The organism is Mesorhizobium sp. M1348, from assembly GCF_040317925.1.
Taxonomy (GTDB): Bacteria; Pseudomonadota; Alphaproteobacteria; order Rhizobiales; family Rhizobiaceae; genus Mesorhizobium.
Genome location: NZ_JAMYLH010000058.1, coordinates 1 through 15,493, shown reverse-complemented (window position 1 = coordinate 15,493; position 15,493 = coordinate 1). Strand labels below are relative to the sequence as shown.

11 protein-coding genes and 1 pseudogene are annotated in these 15,493 nt (G+C 57.1%); 8 read left to right on the top strand and 4 right to left on the bottom strand.

Annotated elements, in window-relative coordinates; translation table 11 throughout:
• Positions 1-260: 260 nt before the first annotated feature.
• From NKH13_RS34890 to NKH13_RS34880, 3 genes and pseudogenes are all read left to right on the top strand, one after another.
• Positions 261-1,049 (top strand): TylF/MycF/NovP-related O-methyltransferase, encoded by a 789-nt coding sequence (locus NKH13_RS34890; protein ID WP_352722252.1) that lies wholly within the window; start codon positions 261-263, stop codon positions 1,047-1,049.
• A 135-nt stretch (positions 1,050-1,184) separates the two neighbouring features.
• Positions 1,185-2,377: pseudogene (locus NKH13_RS34885) on the top strand (IS3 family transposase).
• Positions 2,378-2,397: 20 nt separating this feature from the next.
• Entirely contained in the window at positions 2,398-2,547 is a 150-nt protein-coding gene (locus NKH13_RS34880) for a hypothetical protein (protein WP_502909286.1), read from the top strand.
• A gap of 332 nt (positions 2,548-2,879) precedes the next feature.
• Here NKH13_RS34880 and NKH13_RS34875 read toward each other — a convergent pair whose 3' ends face one another.
• From NKH13_RS34875 to NKH13_RS34860, 4 genes are all read right to left on the bottom strand, one after another.
• Complete coding sequence (locus NKH13_RS34875; RefSeq protein WP_352917371.1) at positions 2,880-4,040, bottom strand: oligosaccharide flippase family protein; 1,161 nt, start codon at positions 4,038-4,040, stop codon at positions 2,880-2,882.
• A 418-nt stretch (positions 4,041-4,458) separates the two neighbouring features.
• On the bottom strand, positions 4,459-5,592 hold the full coding sequence (locus NKH13_RS34870) for a hypothetical protein (RefSeq protein WP_352722044.1): 1,134 nt from the start codon (positions 5,590-5,592) through the stop codon (positions 4,459-4,461).
• The gene (locus NKH13_RS34865; protein WP_352722042.1) at positions 5,589-6,998 is read right to left on the bottom strand and encodes a glycosyltransferase; all 1,410 of its coding nucleotides are present in this window, start codon (positions 6,996-6,998) and stop codon (positions 5,589-5,591) included. The genes NKH13_RS34870 and NKH13_RS34865 overlap by 4 nt, the downstream gene beginning before the upstream one ends.
• Before the next feature lie 45 nt (positions 6,999-7,043).
• Entirely contained in the window at positions 7,044-8,291 is a 1,248-nt protein-coding gene (locus NKH13_RS34860) for a glycosyltransferase (RefSeq protein WP_352722040.1), read from the bottom strand.
• A 419-nt stretch (positions 8,292-8,710) separates the two neighbouring features.
• Here NKH13_RS34860 and NKH13_RS34855 point away from each other — a divergent pair, with 419 nt between their 5' ends.
• The 5 genes from NKH13_RS34855 to NKH13_RS34835 all read left to right on the top strand — a co-directional run bounded on the left by NKH13_RS34855 (position 8,711) and on the right by NKH13_RS34835 (position 15,192).
• Complete coding sequence (locus NKH13_RS34855; protein WP_352722038.1) at positions 8,711-11,320, top strand: SGNH/GDSL hydrolase family protein; 2,610 nt, start codon at positions 8,711-8,713, stop codon at positions 11,318-11,320.
• Positions 11,275-11,535: an acyl carrier protein gene (locus tag NKH13_RS34850; protein ID WP_352722036.1), complete on the top strand. Its 261-nt coding sequence runs from the start codon at positions 11,275-11,277 to the stop codon at positions 11,533-11,535. The genes NKH13_RS34855 and NKH13_RS34850 overlap by 46 nt, the downstream gene beginning before the upstream one ends.
• Before the next feature lie 8 nt (positions 11,536-11,543).
• Entirely contained in the window at positions 11,544-13,109 is a 1,566-nt protein-coding gene (locus NKH13_RS34845) for an amino acid adenylation domain-containing protein (protein WP_352722035.1), read from the top strand.
• The gene (locus NKH13_RS34840) at positions 13,109-14,257 is read left to right on the top strand and encodes an acyl-CoA dehydrogenase family protein (RefSeq protein ID WP_352917367.1); all 1,149 of its coding nucleotides are present in this window, start codon (positions 13,109-13,111) and stop codon (positions 14,255-14,257) included. Before NKH13_RS34845 ends, NKH13_RS34840 begins: the two co-directional genes overlap by 1 nt.
• A gap of 578 nt (positions 14,258-14,835) precedes the next feature.
• Positions 14,836-15,192 (top strand): hypothetical protein, encoded by a 357-nt coding sequence (locus tag NKH13_RS34835; protein WP_352917365.1) that lies wholly within the window; start codon positions 14,836-14,838, stop codon positions 15,190-15,192.
• Positions 15,193-15,493 lie beyond the last annotated feature (301 nt).

Sequence of the window (15,493 nt, the reverse complement as noted above, 5' to 3'; positions counted from 1 at the left end):
CCCCGACCAGCTCCGCCGATCACCCGTTGCTCAACCCGCGCCATACGGCGTAAAACCCGCCGAGGCTCTAACTGCAGCCGGATGAAAATTCAGTGGCAGGTCAGTGGAAGATAGGTGTCCGACCAACGGCTGGAAAATAGAAGCCGGATGACGCGAGAGTGTCATGTCCGGTTTCGTGAGCGCGGAGAGGTGACATTCCTCTCCGCTACTCGACTACTATAATCCGTGCAATCCGTGCGTTTGGATGCTAGGAGGAGAAGATGGATATGAACCGGCGAGCTTCTTTGTGGAGAGCTAGGTGGGAGAGGCTCAGGGTTCTTACACGTAAGGTCGGAAGACAAAGTGATATCACCTTTCAGGAGTTGGTGAAGAGGAATTGCCACCTTCTGCCCGGCGCTGAATATTCACTAATTTTCGAGGAGGCGCGGCAAGCGACTTCGCTTGAGGATGACAATCGCAACCAGACTAGAAAGTTCCTTCGGCAAGCTGGCCTTTACCACTGTCTTCGATCGGTCCTCGGTTCTGGGCTCGAAGGCGATTTCGCGGAGTGCGGCTCCTTTCGCGGTCAAGCTGCCTATCTGATCGCGCGATTGATGGAACTGCACAATCGCCGTGGAGAGCTCCATATTTTCGATAGCTTCGCGGGCCTCTCACAGTTCGTCAAAGCCGACAATGTGGGGCTTCAACGAGATAAGCAGCAGACTGATCGTATGCGTGCGCACTTCGCGTTTCCGGAGGAAGTTTTGTGCCGGAATTTGGCACGGTTCGATATTATACGTGTGCATGCGGGCTGGATACCAGAGCGGTTTCCTGAAGTTGCCGATAGGCGTTTTGCACTTACCCATATAGATGTGGACCTGTATGAGCCGACACTCCAAAGCCTCAGGTTCTTCTATCCGCGCACTGTGCCTGGCGGCTGGCTCATCGTGGATGACTACAATTCTGTCTCATTCCCAGGCGCCAAAGCAGCGGTTGATGAATTTCTGAAGGATGAAACTCCCTGTTGTGCGCTACCGCAGCAGGTCGGAGCCTTCCTCATTCGGAAGTAATGATCGGATCGAAGGCGACTCGACAGACAATGAAACAGTCACTGGTGGGTCGAATACAACTCTTGCCGCTGTGACGTTGCCCCTTTGGCTTAATCCGGTTTGAAGTTCGCTCTGGCCCAACGCGAGGACCAGAGAATGAAGCGCAGCCGTTTCAGTGAAGAGCAGATCATCGGGATTTTGAAGGAGCACGAGGCCGGAGTTTCGGTGGCCGATCTGTGCCGCAAGCACGGGGTCAGCGACGCCAGCATCCACAAATGGAAGGCGAAGTATGGCGGCATGGACGTGTCGGAAGCGAAGCGGCTGAAAACGCTGGAGGATGAGAACGCTCGTCTGAAGCGGCTCCTGGCGGACGCCATGCTCGACAATGCCGCTTTGAAAGATCTTCTCGGAAAAAAATGGTGACGCCCGCTGCCGAGCGAGAGGCTGTCGCGCATCTTCGAACGGCATTCGATATGAGCGAGCGGCGGGCGTGCAAGACCATCGGCTGCTGCCGGATGACGGTTCGCCACAAGGCGAGCCGTGGCGACGATGGTGACCTGCGGGAGCGGATGAAGGCGATCGCGCATGAGCGCCGGCGCTTCGGCTATCGCCGCCTGCACGTGCTGCTGCGGCGGGAAGGTTATGTGGTCAATCACAAGCGTCTGTTCCGGCTCTATCGCGAGGAGAAGCTTGCCGTTCGGCGCCGTGGCGGCCGCAAGCGGCCATTGGAACGCGGGCACCGATGATGGTCCCCGTTTGCGCCCAACGACCGTTAGTCACTGGACTTCGTGTCGGATCAGCTGACCGATGGCCGTCGCTTCCGGATATTGACCGTCGTCGACGACTGCACGCGCGAGTGCCTGGGGTTGGTCGCGGATACGTCTCTGTCCGGCGTGAGGGTTGCCCGCGAACTCGATCGGCTCATGATCGAACGCGGCAAGCCGAAGATGGTGGTCAGTGACAATGGCAGCGAACTGACCAGCAATGCGATCCTTACCTGGGCCGATGCAAGCCGCGTCGACTGGCATTATATCGCGCCGGGCAAGCCAATGCAGAACGGCTTCATCGAGAGCTTCAACGGTCGCCTCCGTGACGAACTGCTGAACGAGATGCTGTTCACCTCATTGGCGCAGGCTCGCGCGGTCTTGGCCAGTAGTTGGCGGACAGATTACAACATCAATCGCCCACATTCGCGGCTCGGATGGCAGACCCCCTTCGAGTTCGCCCACACCTTCACCCCGCGACGGGACACAGCGCTGCGCACCATGATCAGCTCCGCGCCTGTGCCCGTCGCTCAAACCGCCCAACAGGGCAACAATGATCGCCGGAGCGAACTCAGGATTGGATAAAACTTGGGGGCAACGTCAAGATGGCCTATTCAAAACTCAAGGCACGGCTGCGAAAGAAGGCGGCCAGAACCTTCGACGCACTCTGCCAGGCCCTCGGCGATATCTGCCATCTGTTCGAGCCAACCGAATGCAGAAACCTCTTCAAGGCTGCCGGATATGAGGCCAATTAATCACGACACGCTTTAGTCACGTGCACTGTCTGATACGTCGAAAAGGGCGGCCGAATGAAGTAATCATCCGGAACAGGAACAAGAAGTCTGCCGATCCGCTCCCGAGTTCCAGAAGAGTGGCCGCTTGATCGTTGGATCATTGTGATCCCTCTCTGGACGCAAGCATTAGATGCTCCTACTCCCAAATGATGGAAAGCATATGGTGAAACCGGCTTCGACCCCAAGCACGTTTTGGGCGGAGCAGATCGTCGATTGTCTGGCGGATGATCGGTTCCTCTCCGGATGTTGTTATGACTACCGAAGAGTAGCATGTAACCGTATTCGGTCGCAAGTCAGCTCGGAATCCACTTGGGCCATGCTGCTTTCTTGGGCGCTACGGTTTGCAGGACATCCACCCCGTATTTCCCGAATAGAAGCGAAGCTCTCAAATAGACAGTAACGGCAGATAACGTGCCTATGACAAAAGCCCCAACTGCCAGTACAAGATAGTGCGGTAAGCCGGCGAATAGCATCCTGACCGCAAACCCAGTAGCGTAGATGACGGCGGCGAAAGCGATTGGCGGGATATGGACGAGCACGAAATCCACGAATGACAATTCGGTTATGCGGCAGCTAATGACGGAATAAAGGACGAAACTCATTAGAATGGCACCCGACACGGCCGCCGCTACCGCGCTCACTCCATAAGGCGCCGCGAAAAATGCGAATGATGTCACAAGCGCCGCGTTGACAATCTGCATGGACGCGCTGCGGTAGCTGCGGCCCGTGGCAAGCATGACAGCGCCGCACACTTTGAATCCGACGCGGAAATAGATCGCCGCGGAAAATACGGCAATCGGAACCACTGCATCTATCCACTTAGGGCCGAAAATTGTCAGGACGATCTCCTTGGAGAAGCAGCAAAGAAACGCGCTGGTCGGGAGGGTGAGGGCTGCGGTCAAGGCATGGCCCTTCAGCTGAGCGGTGCGCAACCTGGCCTCGTCGGTCTGCACTTTTGACAGCAACGGGAAAACGACCGTTCTACTCAGGTTTCCAAATAGAATGGCCGGTATTGTGATCAGAATGAACGCTCTCGTGTAGATGCCAAGGTCCGTGGTCCCGACCAAACGCGCGACGATGATCTTGTCAATGTATTGGGCGCCGAAGTCCGAAACTCCGGCCAAGGAATATCCCAGGCTCTGCTTATGGATCTCACGATAGGACTGCAGGTCGAAGCGCGGTTTAGCGAGATACCTTCTCGCGGTAATCAAGTAAATGCCAGAAAGAAAAATTGCCTCGGCCATGGCAGCGATCACCAATGCCCAATAGCTCAATCCGAGATAGGCAAGCGGAATAGCCAAGCCGACGTTGGCAAGAATCCATGCCGTCAAGTTCGCCGTCGAGGAGACTTTGAACTTCAAGTTCCGCGAGAGAACCGCCTCGGCCACAAGGTTGAACGCGTTTGCGAACATAATGAAGGCGAGCACGCGGGAAACAATGTTGAGCTCCGGCACATGAAAGCATGAAAGAGATCGGCGATCACGCCCGCGAACAACCATTGAAGCACAGCGAGCCAGCGGCGATCAGCAGGGACAGGAATGCCACGGTTCCCATATGGCGCTTTTCGAGATCCGCCCGCTGGACCACGACTTGCGACATTGCCCAGGTTGGCAATGCGATTGCCGATGTCCACGATGATCAGCGCGGCGCCGACAGCGCCGTACTCTTGGGGGGAAGGAGGCGCGCGAGAATGGCCGTGACCGGGAGATTCAATAAGATCCGGGCCAACAATGCGGCTCCCGACCACGAGAGCCCCTTGGCCGCCCTTCGCGTCAGGTCCTTATGTTCAATGACCTCGTCCAAGCTCGCTTGCCCCAGATCTGTCCCATCCCTATTCTTTGGCGCCCGTTCAGAGACGGAGATAGCAGTCACTCACTGAAACCGCCTAGTTGCCTCCAGCAGCAATCTGCGGATTCCGCTGCCGTGTGTGACGTCGAAAACCCATGAGAGAAGAGGCAGCCGCTTCCGCGTCAAGGAGATCCACCGCTTCAGAAGGCGCTCCAGACGGAAGCCAATCTGATCTTGAACAGCGTTGTGGTGGACTTCGATCTCCCGTCTCTTCTCGAGCGAAAGTCCCGGATAGGGCTGCCAGGCTGCCTTGGCCGCATCGAGATCGAATTCCGGAAAACTCGGCAGACAGAACTCCGTACGTAGCCGCTCCATGCTGGGCTGCAACTTCGACAGGAGGCTGGCTCTTTCATCGGGTGAGAGGTATTCGTGATTATTGTTGGGGCTCGTCACTCTCCGATCGACCAATTCATAAATCTTGAGTTCCAGCCACCGTTCAGAAAAAAGAATGTGCTCGTTCCTGAGGCGCTTATATTCCAAGACGTCCCGGCTCAGGCGTTCATTGGCGCGAAGACAGGGCCACGTAAACGCGGAGATATCGTCGATCCCGACGACGTTCTTCATGAAATCATCGATCACATTCGGCAGGGCCGACTCGTACACCCGTACCGAACACGCGTTTTTCCCAAAGATTTCGCGCCAAATTGAAAGGCAGCGATGATAATCCAGCATATCCTCGATCATGTTCAGAAAATCGATGACGTCTCCCGTGAACAGAACACCGCGCTTGACGTGCTGATTGTACAACGACTCGAGATAATAATCCGGCCTTCTCACATAACACAGCACATGGCATTCCACCCTCGCCGGAATGGAATCGCGCAAACGTTCGATCAAACTGCGCTCCGACAGGGCATCAGCGCTGGACATCTTGGCCATGAAGCGCATCAGGTGTATGACCATAGAATAGAGATTTTCGGAACTTGCGATGATTGTGTGCGCTCCGTCTTGTTCAGCCTTTCTCAGATGATGCAGAAAGAAAGGCAAGAATTTATCCGGTCCGCACAACGACTGCGTATTGGTCTTGAAATTGAACTCGTGCGGAGGCGTGGCATAGTGAATGCCGTGCTCGCGGAGGTTCTTTGCATTCGCGCACAGGAATTGCTGTAGCGCTGTGGTGCCCGTCTTTTGAGTGCCGATATGAAGAATGAGCTTCATGTGAGGTTCATACCCCGGACGCGGAGCGAAGATGTCCTTTCCTTGAGAAGAGCCGCGAAGAGCTTCATTTGCTCTTGGGCAACCCTCTCGATACTGAATCGCTCAGCGATCGTTTGTACTGCGCGCCGCGCCATCTCATCGCGCTTAGCTTCCGATAGGCCGAGCGCGCGAAGAAGGAGTCCGCAATACTCGGCATGCGAGCGAGCCAAAAAGCCGCTGCGCTCATGTTCCACAATGTCGGACGCACCGCTGATATCGGTGATGATCGGGACCACGCCGCAGCTCATGGCCTCGAGCAGGGCGTTTGACATGCCTTCCGACACCGAGGTGGAAAGATAGAAATCAGCCTCCCACAGAAAGGGAAACACATCTTCGATCGCGCCGGCGAATGTGACCCTGCCGGAAAGGGCCAACCGGGCCGCCTGTTCCTCGAGAGGGACGTGGCACTGCCCATCGCCCAGTATAGTGAGTTGCGTTTTTGCCTCGGCGGGAAGTGCCGCGAACGCATCGATCATGTGCTCGAGGCATTTTTCCGGTTCGAGGCGGCCAAGGCAGATAAAGCGTCGGGTGCCATCGGCGCTCGGCTCGCGGCGCGGCTTGCGGGGCAGATCGATCCCATTCGGAATCATGTGAATGCGATGCGCGTCGATGCCATGTCTCCTCAGATCACCAGCGATTTGGCGGCTATTGGCGATGAAGGCCGTGACGTGACGTTTGATCAGGGCGGAGGCCCAGCGACCGATGATCTTCTTTTCGCGCACAACGTCGAGATCGAAACACCGTCCGCCCCGGCCCAATTTTGCGAGAACCGGTTTGCGCAGGAGGGCTCCTGCCAATGCCGCCGGAACGGCGTGAAGTCGGGCATGGACGATATATACGACATCGAATTCGTCGCGATGGCGCAGCATCCAGACCACAACCTGCACACACCACGACAGGAACGACAGTATATGCCGCCCGCCTAAATTCGGCGCCGCGCGCAAGCGAAGGCGCTGGATGGGCACCCCGTCGATGGCGGACCGTTTTGGCGTCGAGCGCGACAACCTGGGTGCTATAATAGTTACGGAAACGCCCCTTTCAACCAGCACCCGGGCAAATCGCCGCGTCTGTTGTTCGGCGCCGCCACATGACTCAGGAAAATAAGTTGGGAGCACGAGCAGAATACGAGCTTCGGCTCGCGGGAACTTCATCGGATGCGCAGAGGCAATTTCTGTTACAATCATATCAATCCGCCGGATAGCGTTCCTCGGGACGATGGCGGCCACCAAGATTACAACCCGTCCCACGTGCAAAAAAGAAGATGCCGTTTTTTGGCATTTCACCGCCTTCAGCGCACCGAGCCCCTCGTCTAGAACGACGCACTCCACCTTATACTCGAAATCGGCAAAGTGTGCACCGCTATCCAATCCGATAACCTATCGATCACTGTAAAACGCATAGGTCACACCCGTTCATCGCGGAAGCGCAACATTTCGGACAGGACGCCTTGCTGACACTCCCTTGCTTGCCCAATGCTGGTCAAGAACTTTGCGGTAAATGGCATCGATCCGCTTGCCCATCAGCCTGGCGTCCCAGTTCGAAAGATCAGTCGCCGCGGCACCTTGGGCGAGGCCAGCCAGTCTTTCACGATCCTCAAGGAGGGCTGCAATGGCGTCGGCCATGGCTGCCAAATCGTGCGCGGGTGCAATCACACCGTTGATACCAGGGCGGAGCACGTCGCGAAGACCTGGCAGATCGCAAGCGACGCAAGGCTTGCCGCCGGCGAGATATTGCATGACCACGCGGGGGAGTCCCTCACGCATGGAACAGAGCAGGCAGAGATCCGCGAGCGCGATCAGCCGCTCGGGGTCGTCCCGATAACCGGTAAAGACCACTTGGCGCTCCAGCCCGAGCCATTTGGCCCGCGATTCGACGACCGAGTGAAGCGGTCCGTCGCCCGTAAGCACAAGCACCGCGTCGGGTAAGCGGATCTCGACTTTCCTGAAAACGTCCAGAAATTCCGTGTGTCGCTTCCGTGGCTCGAATGCAGCGATCATCAAGAGCACAGGCGGCCGCGGCGCGTCCGGTGCCAAGCGCAACAAATCGCGCCAATCATCGGGCGGACCGGCGTTGCGAAAACGATCGAGATCGAATCCGGAATGGACCACATAATGTTTGTCCGGACGTCCCACTCCTGCGCTTAAGCACAAATCACGGATGCCCTCGCTCACACTGATGAACGCACTGGTGAGTGGTGCTGCCAGCTTTTCCAAGACGAGATAGGCAAACCGCTCGGCGACGCCGACATTGACAAAAGGCACGATATGCACGCCATGAACGATCGCTGGAACTCCCGCCGCCCATGCCGCGAAACGCCCGAGAATGCCTGCCTTGCTGGTGTGCGTATGCACGATGTCGGCATTCAACGAGCGGAACCTTCGGGTAAGCGACAACAATGCCCTCACGTCGCAAACAGGCGAAATGGACCGGGTCAAGCTCGGGACGCCAATGAGTTTCACCCGCGGGTCCACTCTAGCTATGATTTCCGGGTGGACCGTCTCGCCGTGAAGTAGGACAACATCATGTCCTCCTTGCGCGGCCCAATTGCAGGAATGGACAGTATTCTCATCAGCACCGCCATTGATGAGACGGGTAATGACATGAACGATCCGCAGTCGATGCCCCATGTCGATCTTGATTTCCGAATCCCGTGCTTTCATATCGCCGCACCGATCGCGCTGAATCCATCGGATGGCTACGTTCCCATGCCCAGCCGCGCATCGATGGGTGCATGCCGCACATGCCGTTCCATAAGGAGGGGGTTATCCCAGTCGCTCAGATTGAGCCTAATTGATTTAAACGTCTCAGAGACATGTCGCTGTTACCCTGGGCACAGCGGAATGATTATTTGGCGGTATACTTCCATGCTAATGTCTCTGCTTAACGCGTTTGCGCGAAATCGGACTCGTTGAAAGATTAGTCAAGGCAACGGTTTAAGGGAGCGGTGCGCTTACCTTTTCCAGGGGACAGGAGCCAATGGCAGAGGTCGCTTGGCTGCAGCTCGGGGAACTTTCGCGTGCCCCAAAGTTGCTTATTGTCGATGTGCGCCGGCATCGATCAAGAGATCCGTGGCCTTGACATGAAGACATTGATCCTTCCCTGGTCGGCGGGTCCTACGGAGTCTGACCCGAGAAGCATTCTGGCTTGGTTAGCCATAGCCGGCCAGTTGGCCCTCTTCATCACGCTCGTCTATCTCCTCAGGCTTGAGACTACTGCGCTTGTCCGCGTCCTGCTCGTCGCTCTCGCCGGCTGGTGCGTGCACTACTTCCTGCCACAGCGTTACCGGCTGCCGTTTTTCGTGCTGCTCTCGTTCGCGGCTATCGCCGCCGTCTTTGGTAACTTTGGGCCCAACTGGCATCATTGGAGATTTGAGGGCCTCATCGATGCTGCCTGGATCGTCGTCATTGGGCTCGTATTGATCGAAATTGCTCGCCTGCCGATCGCTTTTGGATGGAGAGTGCTGGTGCTGGTTGGCGCCGGCTGCGGGCTCGCCGCCGCACGGATGGATTGGATAGCGACCCCATGGACGCACGCCATCTGGCCCGTGCTCGCTTCCATGTTCATGTTCCGTCTGATCGTCTATGTATACGAAATGCGGCGAGAACAGAGAATGTCGACGCTGTCGGAACGGCTCGCGTATTTCTTTATGTTGCCGAATGTGTGCTTCCCGCTCTTTCCAGTCGTAGATTTTAGGACTTTCCGTAGCAGCTACTACAATGCTGACCAGCACTATATCTATCAAACGGGTATTCAGTTGCTGTTTCGCGGTGCTATCCATTTGATATGCTACCGCATCGTATATCAGCGATTTGTGATCGATGCAGAGGATGTACAAAATCAGGTTGAGCTTTTGCAGTTCATGATCTGGCCGTTTTTGCTTTATCTCAAGATTTCAGGAACCTTTCACGTAATCAGCGGGATTCTTCATTTATTTGGATTCAATCTTCCAGAAACCCACAATCTCTATTTCCTTTCCTCGAGCTTTACAGACTTCTGGCGTCGAATAAATATATATTGGAAAGACTTTATAATGAAAATTGTATACTATCCCGTTTATTTTCGTTTTCGACGCTGGGGAGAGAGCGTGGCGGTCGTCAGCGCGACACTCCTGGCGTTCCTCGCGACGTGGCTGCTACACAATTATCAGTGGTTTTGGTTGCGTGGCACCTGGGTATTCACTTGGAACGACTTCCTCTTCTGGATGATCCTGGCCGTGCTCGTGACAGTCAACGCCCTCTATGAAATGCGGCACGGTCGCACGCGGCGCCTGCGTGGCGGTGCACTCAGCTGGAACGGTGCGCTGCAAACTGCGGGCCGGACCATCGGCGTGTTCGTCGTCATCTCGCTCCTTTGGTCGTTTTGGAGCGCGAGCTCGGTCCCGCAATGGTTCTCGGTCTTCGACACCGTGGGCGTGGAAGGTCCCGGCAAAATGACGCCCGCCCTCGTGCTGGTCACGGTGGCAGCTATAATTGGCATTCCTGCCCTTGCGCTCGCGCGTGGCGCCGCCGACCGCCAGTACAGTTTCTGGCGATCGGTTGCGTCGGTCGGTGTCTGCGGGTTGATCGCGGTTTGCACCTCGCTCCTGGGGGGTCGCGGTGGCCTCGGCGAGACGGTGAGTACCGCAATGGCCGACATTAGAATGCCGAACCTCAATAGCCGCGACAGCGCGAACCTGGAGCGCGGCTACTACGAGAACCTCGTCAATGTCAGCGCATTTAACCCAGAACTGTGGATTGTCTACGGCCAACGACGAGACGAGGGATGGGAGAATTTAGACAAAACGCCGCTGAGTGAGTTCACAGGTGCGCTTCCCACGACCTATCTGCGTCCACTCTCCCAAGCAGACTTTAAGGGAACCCGGGTCCACATCAACCGCTGGGGCATGCGAGATCAGGACTACGAGAAGATCCCTTCTCCCGGCACCCTACGAATTGCAGTCGTCGGCTCTTCGCACGTCTTCGGCGAGGGTGTCGCGGATGAAGAGGTTTTTGAGGGCTTGTTGGAGCGGCGGCTGAATGAGCAGGCGGCCGACAGAGGGTATCGAGATTACGAGGTGCTGAACTTTGCCGTTGGGGGCTATGTTCCCCTGGACATTCTGGCCATCACCGAGGATCGGGTGCTCGCATTCAAACCACAGTACATTTTTTACTTCGAGCACAGCGCGCTTATTCCACGAATGCTAAAGCGTCTCGTGAAAGCAATCCAGAACGGCTCCGCATATCGCTACGACTTCGTGCGCGACATTGTACGCGAAAGCGGGATAGATCCCGGCGCCGACCGCGAGGTGCTTCAAAGAAAGCTCACGCCCTACGGAGAAAGACTTCTGCGTGCGATCTATTCTCGAATCGTGGAAGCTGCGAAACGAGAAGGTGTCGGGGTCTTTTGGATCTATCTACCCAGACCAGACGAGAGGACCAGTCCCGAGATGGAGAGGCGCCTCGCTGCCGAGGCTGGATTCAACGTTCTCGATCTTTCCAATGTGTATGACGGGCACGACTGGCGGACCCTTCAAGTAGCACCTTGGGATGATCACCCAAACGCCGCTGGCCATCGGCTTATCGCCGACAAGCTTTACGAGGTGCTGCAGCAACGCCGGGATCTAATTCCCCTGAACCTTGCGGTTGCTCCACAAAAGGAGGAACAATGGACGCGATCCAGATTAGGACAATGGCAAAGGACTTCATATTGAAGGAGTTCCTGCCCGGTGAAAGGCCGGAGAATCTGACGGATTCAACGGAGCTGATAAATGGCGGCATTCTCGACTCGCTGGCGACGCTTAAGCTCGTTGCCTACCTAGAAAAGTCCTGCGGTATCGAAATCGCCCCCGACGAACTCGTGCCAGAGAACCTGAACTCCATCGCCCATATTGCCAATTTCGTCCAATCCAAGCAGGCGTCTACATAGAGCCCGTCATGACGGTCGCTACCTTACACGAATATCTGGAACAGAGCGCGATGCGGCATAGCGGTAGGTGCGCAGCCGTCGAGGCGAGTTCCGGGCGGCAGATCACTTACGGCGAGCTCGACACGCTGTCGAGCCGAGTGCGCGACTATCTCCGTCGGATAGGCGTCCGTCCGGGGGATCGCGTCGGCATTTGCCTTCCAAAATCGATCGCTTCGCTCGCTGTTTTATTCGGCATCTTGAAGGTCGGCGCGGCCTATGTGCCCGTCGACTCTCTGGCGCCGCCTGCGCGTAACGCGTTCATATTCACCGACTGCGGCGTGCGCGCGATTTTCGTGGAGGCGTTCCGAGCCGAAGCTTTGCGCTGCGAGTTAGCGCGCTTAGATGCGGAACCTCGGCTCTTGCCGCTCGACGGGTCCGACAGTTCCTCGCCGCTCTCGACGTACCTGGCTCGCATGGAAGCCGAGGGCGGTTTGGCGGTGGAGGACGAATCGGCGCGGCCGGGGCCGGAGAACCTCGCTTACGTGCTTTACACTTCGGGCTCGACCGGCCAGCCGAAAGGTGTGATGCTGACGCATCGTAATGGCTCGAGCTTCGTGGACTGGTGCTCCGAGATCCTCGCCCCTGACGAGAATGACCGCTTCTGCTCTCATGCGCCCTTCCACTTCGACCTGTCCCTCCTCGACATCTACGTACCGCTGAAGCACGGCGCGACCGTATTCCTGATCGGTGAAGAGCTCGGCAAGAATCCGGCCCGAATGGCCTCGGTTATCGCGGAGCGGCGGTTGACCGTCTGGTATTCCACGCCCTCCGTACTGACGCTTCTAGTCGAGCACGGCGGCCTTAATGCTCGCGACGACCACACTCTTCGGTTCATTCTATTTGCCGGCGAGGTCTTTCCGGTCAAGCATCTGCGCAGGCTGAAGGCTCTGATTCCGCGCCCCCGCTACCTGAATCTTTATGGCCCAACCGAAACCAACGTCTGTACCTATTACGAAATCCCGCAGACGATCGCCGAAGACCGCACAGCGCCATTTCCGATCGGGCGCTCTTGCTCGCATGTTAAGGCGCGCGTGATTGATGCGAAGGGCCGCGACGTTCCGCGAGGCCAGGAAGGCGAGCTCGCAATCAGCGGCGCGCCCGTGATGCTGGGCTATTGGAACCTGCCTGAGCGAACAAGCGGCGCTTTTCACGTCGATTCAACCGGCCGCTGGTACCGGACCGGCGATATCGTGATCGAAGGCGATAATGGCGTCTACATCTTCCGCGGTCGACGCGACCGGATGGTCAAGAGGCGGGGATATCGGATCGAACTTGGCGAGATCGAGACGGCACTCTATCGCCATCCAGCGATCTCCGAGGTGGCGGCGATCGCTCGCTCGGAGGAGTCGGGCGTCTCCATTAAAGTGTTCTATGCCTCGCGCAACGGTGCTGCGCTGTCACTCATCGACCTGAAGCGGTTCTGCGCTCACAATTTGCCGGCCTACATGGCCCCGGACTGGTTCTCGCATCAGCCATTACTTCCGAAGACATCGACGGATAAGATCGACTACCAGCATCTAATAAGGATGGAGTAGTGGATTTCGCGCTGAACGAGGAGCAGCGTATCCTGCGCGGGGAGATCCTTCGCTTCGCGCAAGGTAAGCTCAACAAGGATGTCAGGCAGCGCGACCGAGACCAAATATTCCAGCGCGAGTTGTGGCAGGCCTGCGCGCAAATGGGCCTGACCGGCCTGCCAGTCCCCGAAGCCTACGGCGGATCCGGTCTCGATTCCCTGTCCACGGCCATTGCAATCGACGCGCTCGGCTACGGCTGCGAGGATTCCGGCTTGGTGTTCTCGATCTGCGCCCACCTTTTGGCCGGCGTTGTGCCGATTTGGAAGTTCGGCACTGAAGAGCAGAAGAATCGATATCTTCCGGGGCTCTGTGATGGCACTTTGATCGCAGCCAATGCGATGAGCGAACCGGAGTCGGGCTCCGATGCATTTGCGATGAAAACCAGGGCGGAGCCCCATGGCGACGGCTTTATAGTCAACGGGACGAAGACCTTCGTGAGCAACGGGCCGGTGGCGGATATAGCCGTCGTCTTTGCTATCACTGACTTCGCCAAGGGTCATTTCGGCGGGATCACGAGCTTCCTGATGGACTGCACGCTGCCGGGCTATCGGGTCGCGCAAAAGTTCGAAAAAATGGGGCTGCGGACGTCTCCGATCGGGGAGCTTGTCTTCGAGAATGTGCTCGTTTCGAAAGACGCCGTTCTCGGCGGAGTGGGCGGCGGCTCGAGGCTATTCGCCCATAGCATGGACTGGGAGCGGGCGTGCCTATTCGCCGGCCATGTAGGTACGATGGAGCGGCTTCTGGAAAAGGCAGTGGCCTATGCGCGCACCAGACATCAGTCCGGCCAAGCCATCTCCAAGCACCAGGCGGTCGCCCATAAAATTGCCGACATGAAGATGCAGGTGGAGGCGGCCCGACTCCTCACCTACAAGGCGGCGTGGGGCCTTGAGCGCTCCGAGTCCGTATCCCTCGATGCCGCCGTTTCGAAGCTCTTTGTGAGCGAATCGCTAGTCCGCACTACGCTCGATGTCGTCCAGGTCTTCGGCGGCTATGGTTTCTTGAGCGAATTCGAAGTCGAACGTGCCGTGCGCGATGCCATTGGCAGCAAGCTCTATTCCGGGACTTCGGAGATACAGCGCAACATCATTGCTGGCTGGCTGGGGCTTTGATGACCGCTGTGGTCAGAGGACCTATCCGGTGAAGGGCGACGGGAGCTGTCGCGGGCCCTGCCGTAAGCTCGCGAAAAAGGGCGCTCGACTTTGCTGAGGCAACCGGAACGGCGGCGCGGTGGCTCGACCTGAACGGCTAAGCTTAAGCTAGAGCTTCGCGTGCGGGGCCGGCACCTCAGGAATGGGTCTACAGTCTGTTGTCGATTATCGCCCTTACTGCAAGCACTTGTTCGCGCATTGCCGATTGTGGTCTTTGGGCACCGTTTGATTGCTTGCGGCACAGAAGCTTGAAAGATAGGCTTTGTGGATGCGGCTTCTCTATATACATTCCGCATACGTCCCAGCGCCGGCCGCCAATGCGGCACATGTCGCAAAGATGTGTCATGCTTTTCGGGTTGCCGGTGCGGAGGTCCTGCTAGCGTATTCGCGCGCGATCTTTTCATAATGATCCCGTGTATTCTCTTTTCATAATGATCCCGTGTATTCATAGAGGCGCGAGGAAGCGGATTGAACACCGAGTTCCCATTCCGCGTTCTCCCGTACCCTTTTGGCTTGTGACCGGCCGGGAGCTTTTTGCCGTGTTGGCCCTTCTTGCTGCGGTCTGGCTGAGGCCGGATGTCATCTTTACACGCTCGGCTACTGTAGCGCTTGTTTCCGCCGGAATTTTCCGGTTCACGATGTTTGAGCTTCACCATCCGATTGGCGGTTTGAGCAGCCGTCAGCGTCGGCGCCTTGCCAAACTGATAGGGTTGGAGGCATTCAGTATGCTGGTCACCCACGTCGCAACGTCTGCGGGACGACAGCATCTGTCTTTTCCTCAACATGCCGGAAAATTTTTCATCGCGCCCAATGGCGCGGATCCGGTTCCACCGAACGTGGAGACATGCAGCCTCACTGGCACGTTCAAGATCGGTTATGTCGGGATGAGATCATAAGCGCTATTGCGCCTCGATGCGGCTGGGCGACATTTCATATCGTCGGGGGAACACCCAGCGATTTAGCGTATTGGACATCGAAGCTGGCCCAATGCCCGAACACAGTGTTTCATGGCTACGTTCCCCACGCCACGACATATGCCTATTTGGCTGAAATCGACGTTGTACTCGCGCCGTATCTCAGAAATGTACAAGGCCAGTGACCTGCCACTGAATTTTCATCCGGCTGCAGTTAGAGCCTCGGCGGGTTTTACGCCGTATGGTGCGGGTTGAGCAACGGGTGATCGGCGGAGCTGGTCGG

Coding starts and splice junctions, on each gene's coding strand:
- NKH13_RS34860 (WP_352722040.1), bottom strand. CDS start 8,291: ATGAAAGCACGGGATTCGGAAATCAAGATCGACATGGGGCATCGACTG.
- NKH13_RS34870 (WP_352722044.1), bottom strand. CDS start 5,592: ATGAAGCTCATTCTTCATATCGGCACTCAAAAGACGGGCACCACAGCG.
- NKH13_RS34845 (WP_352722035.1), top strand. CDS start 11,544: ATGACGGTCGCTACCTTACACGAATATCTGGAACAGAGCGCGATGCGG.
- NKH13_RS34880 (WP_502909286.1), top strand. CDS start 2,398: ATGGCCTATTCAAAACTCAAGGCACGGCTGCGAAAGAAGGCGGCCAGA.
- NKH13_RS34850 (WP_352722036.1), top strand. CDS start 11,275: ATGGACGCGATCCAGATTAGGACAATGGCAAAGGACTTCATATTGAAG.
- NKH13_RS34890 (WP_352722252.1), top strand. CDS start 261: ATGGATATGAACCGGCGAGCTTCTTTGTGGAGAGCTAGGTGGGAGAGG.
- NKH13_RS34855 (WP_352722038.1), top strand. CDS start 8,711: ATGAAGACATTGATCCTTCCCTGGTCGGCGGGTCCTACGGAGTCTGAC.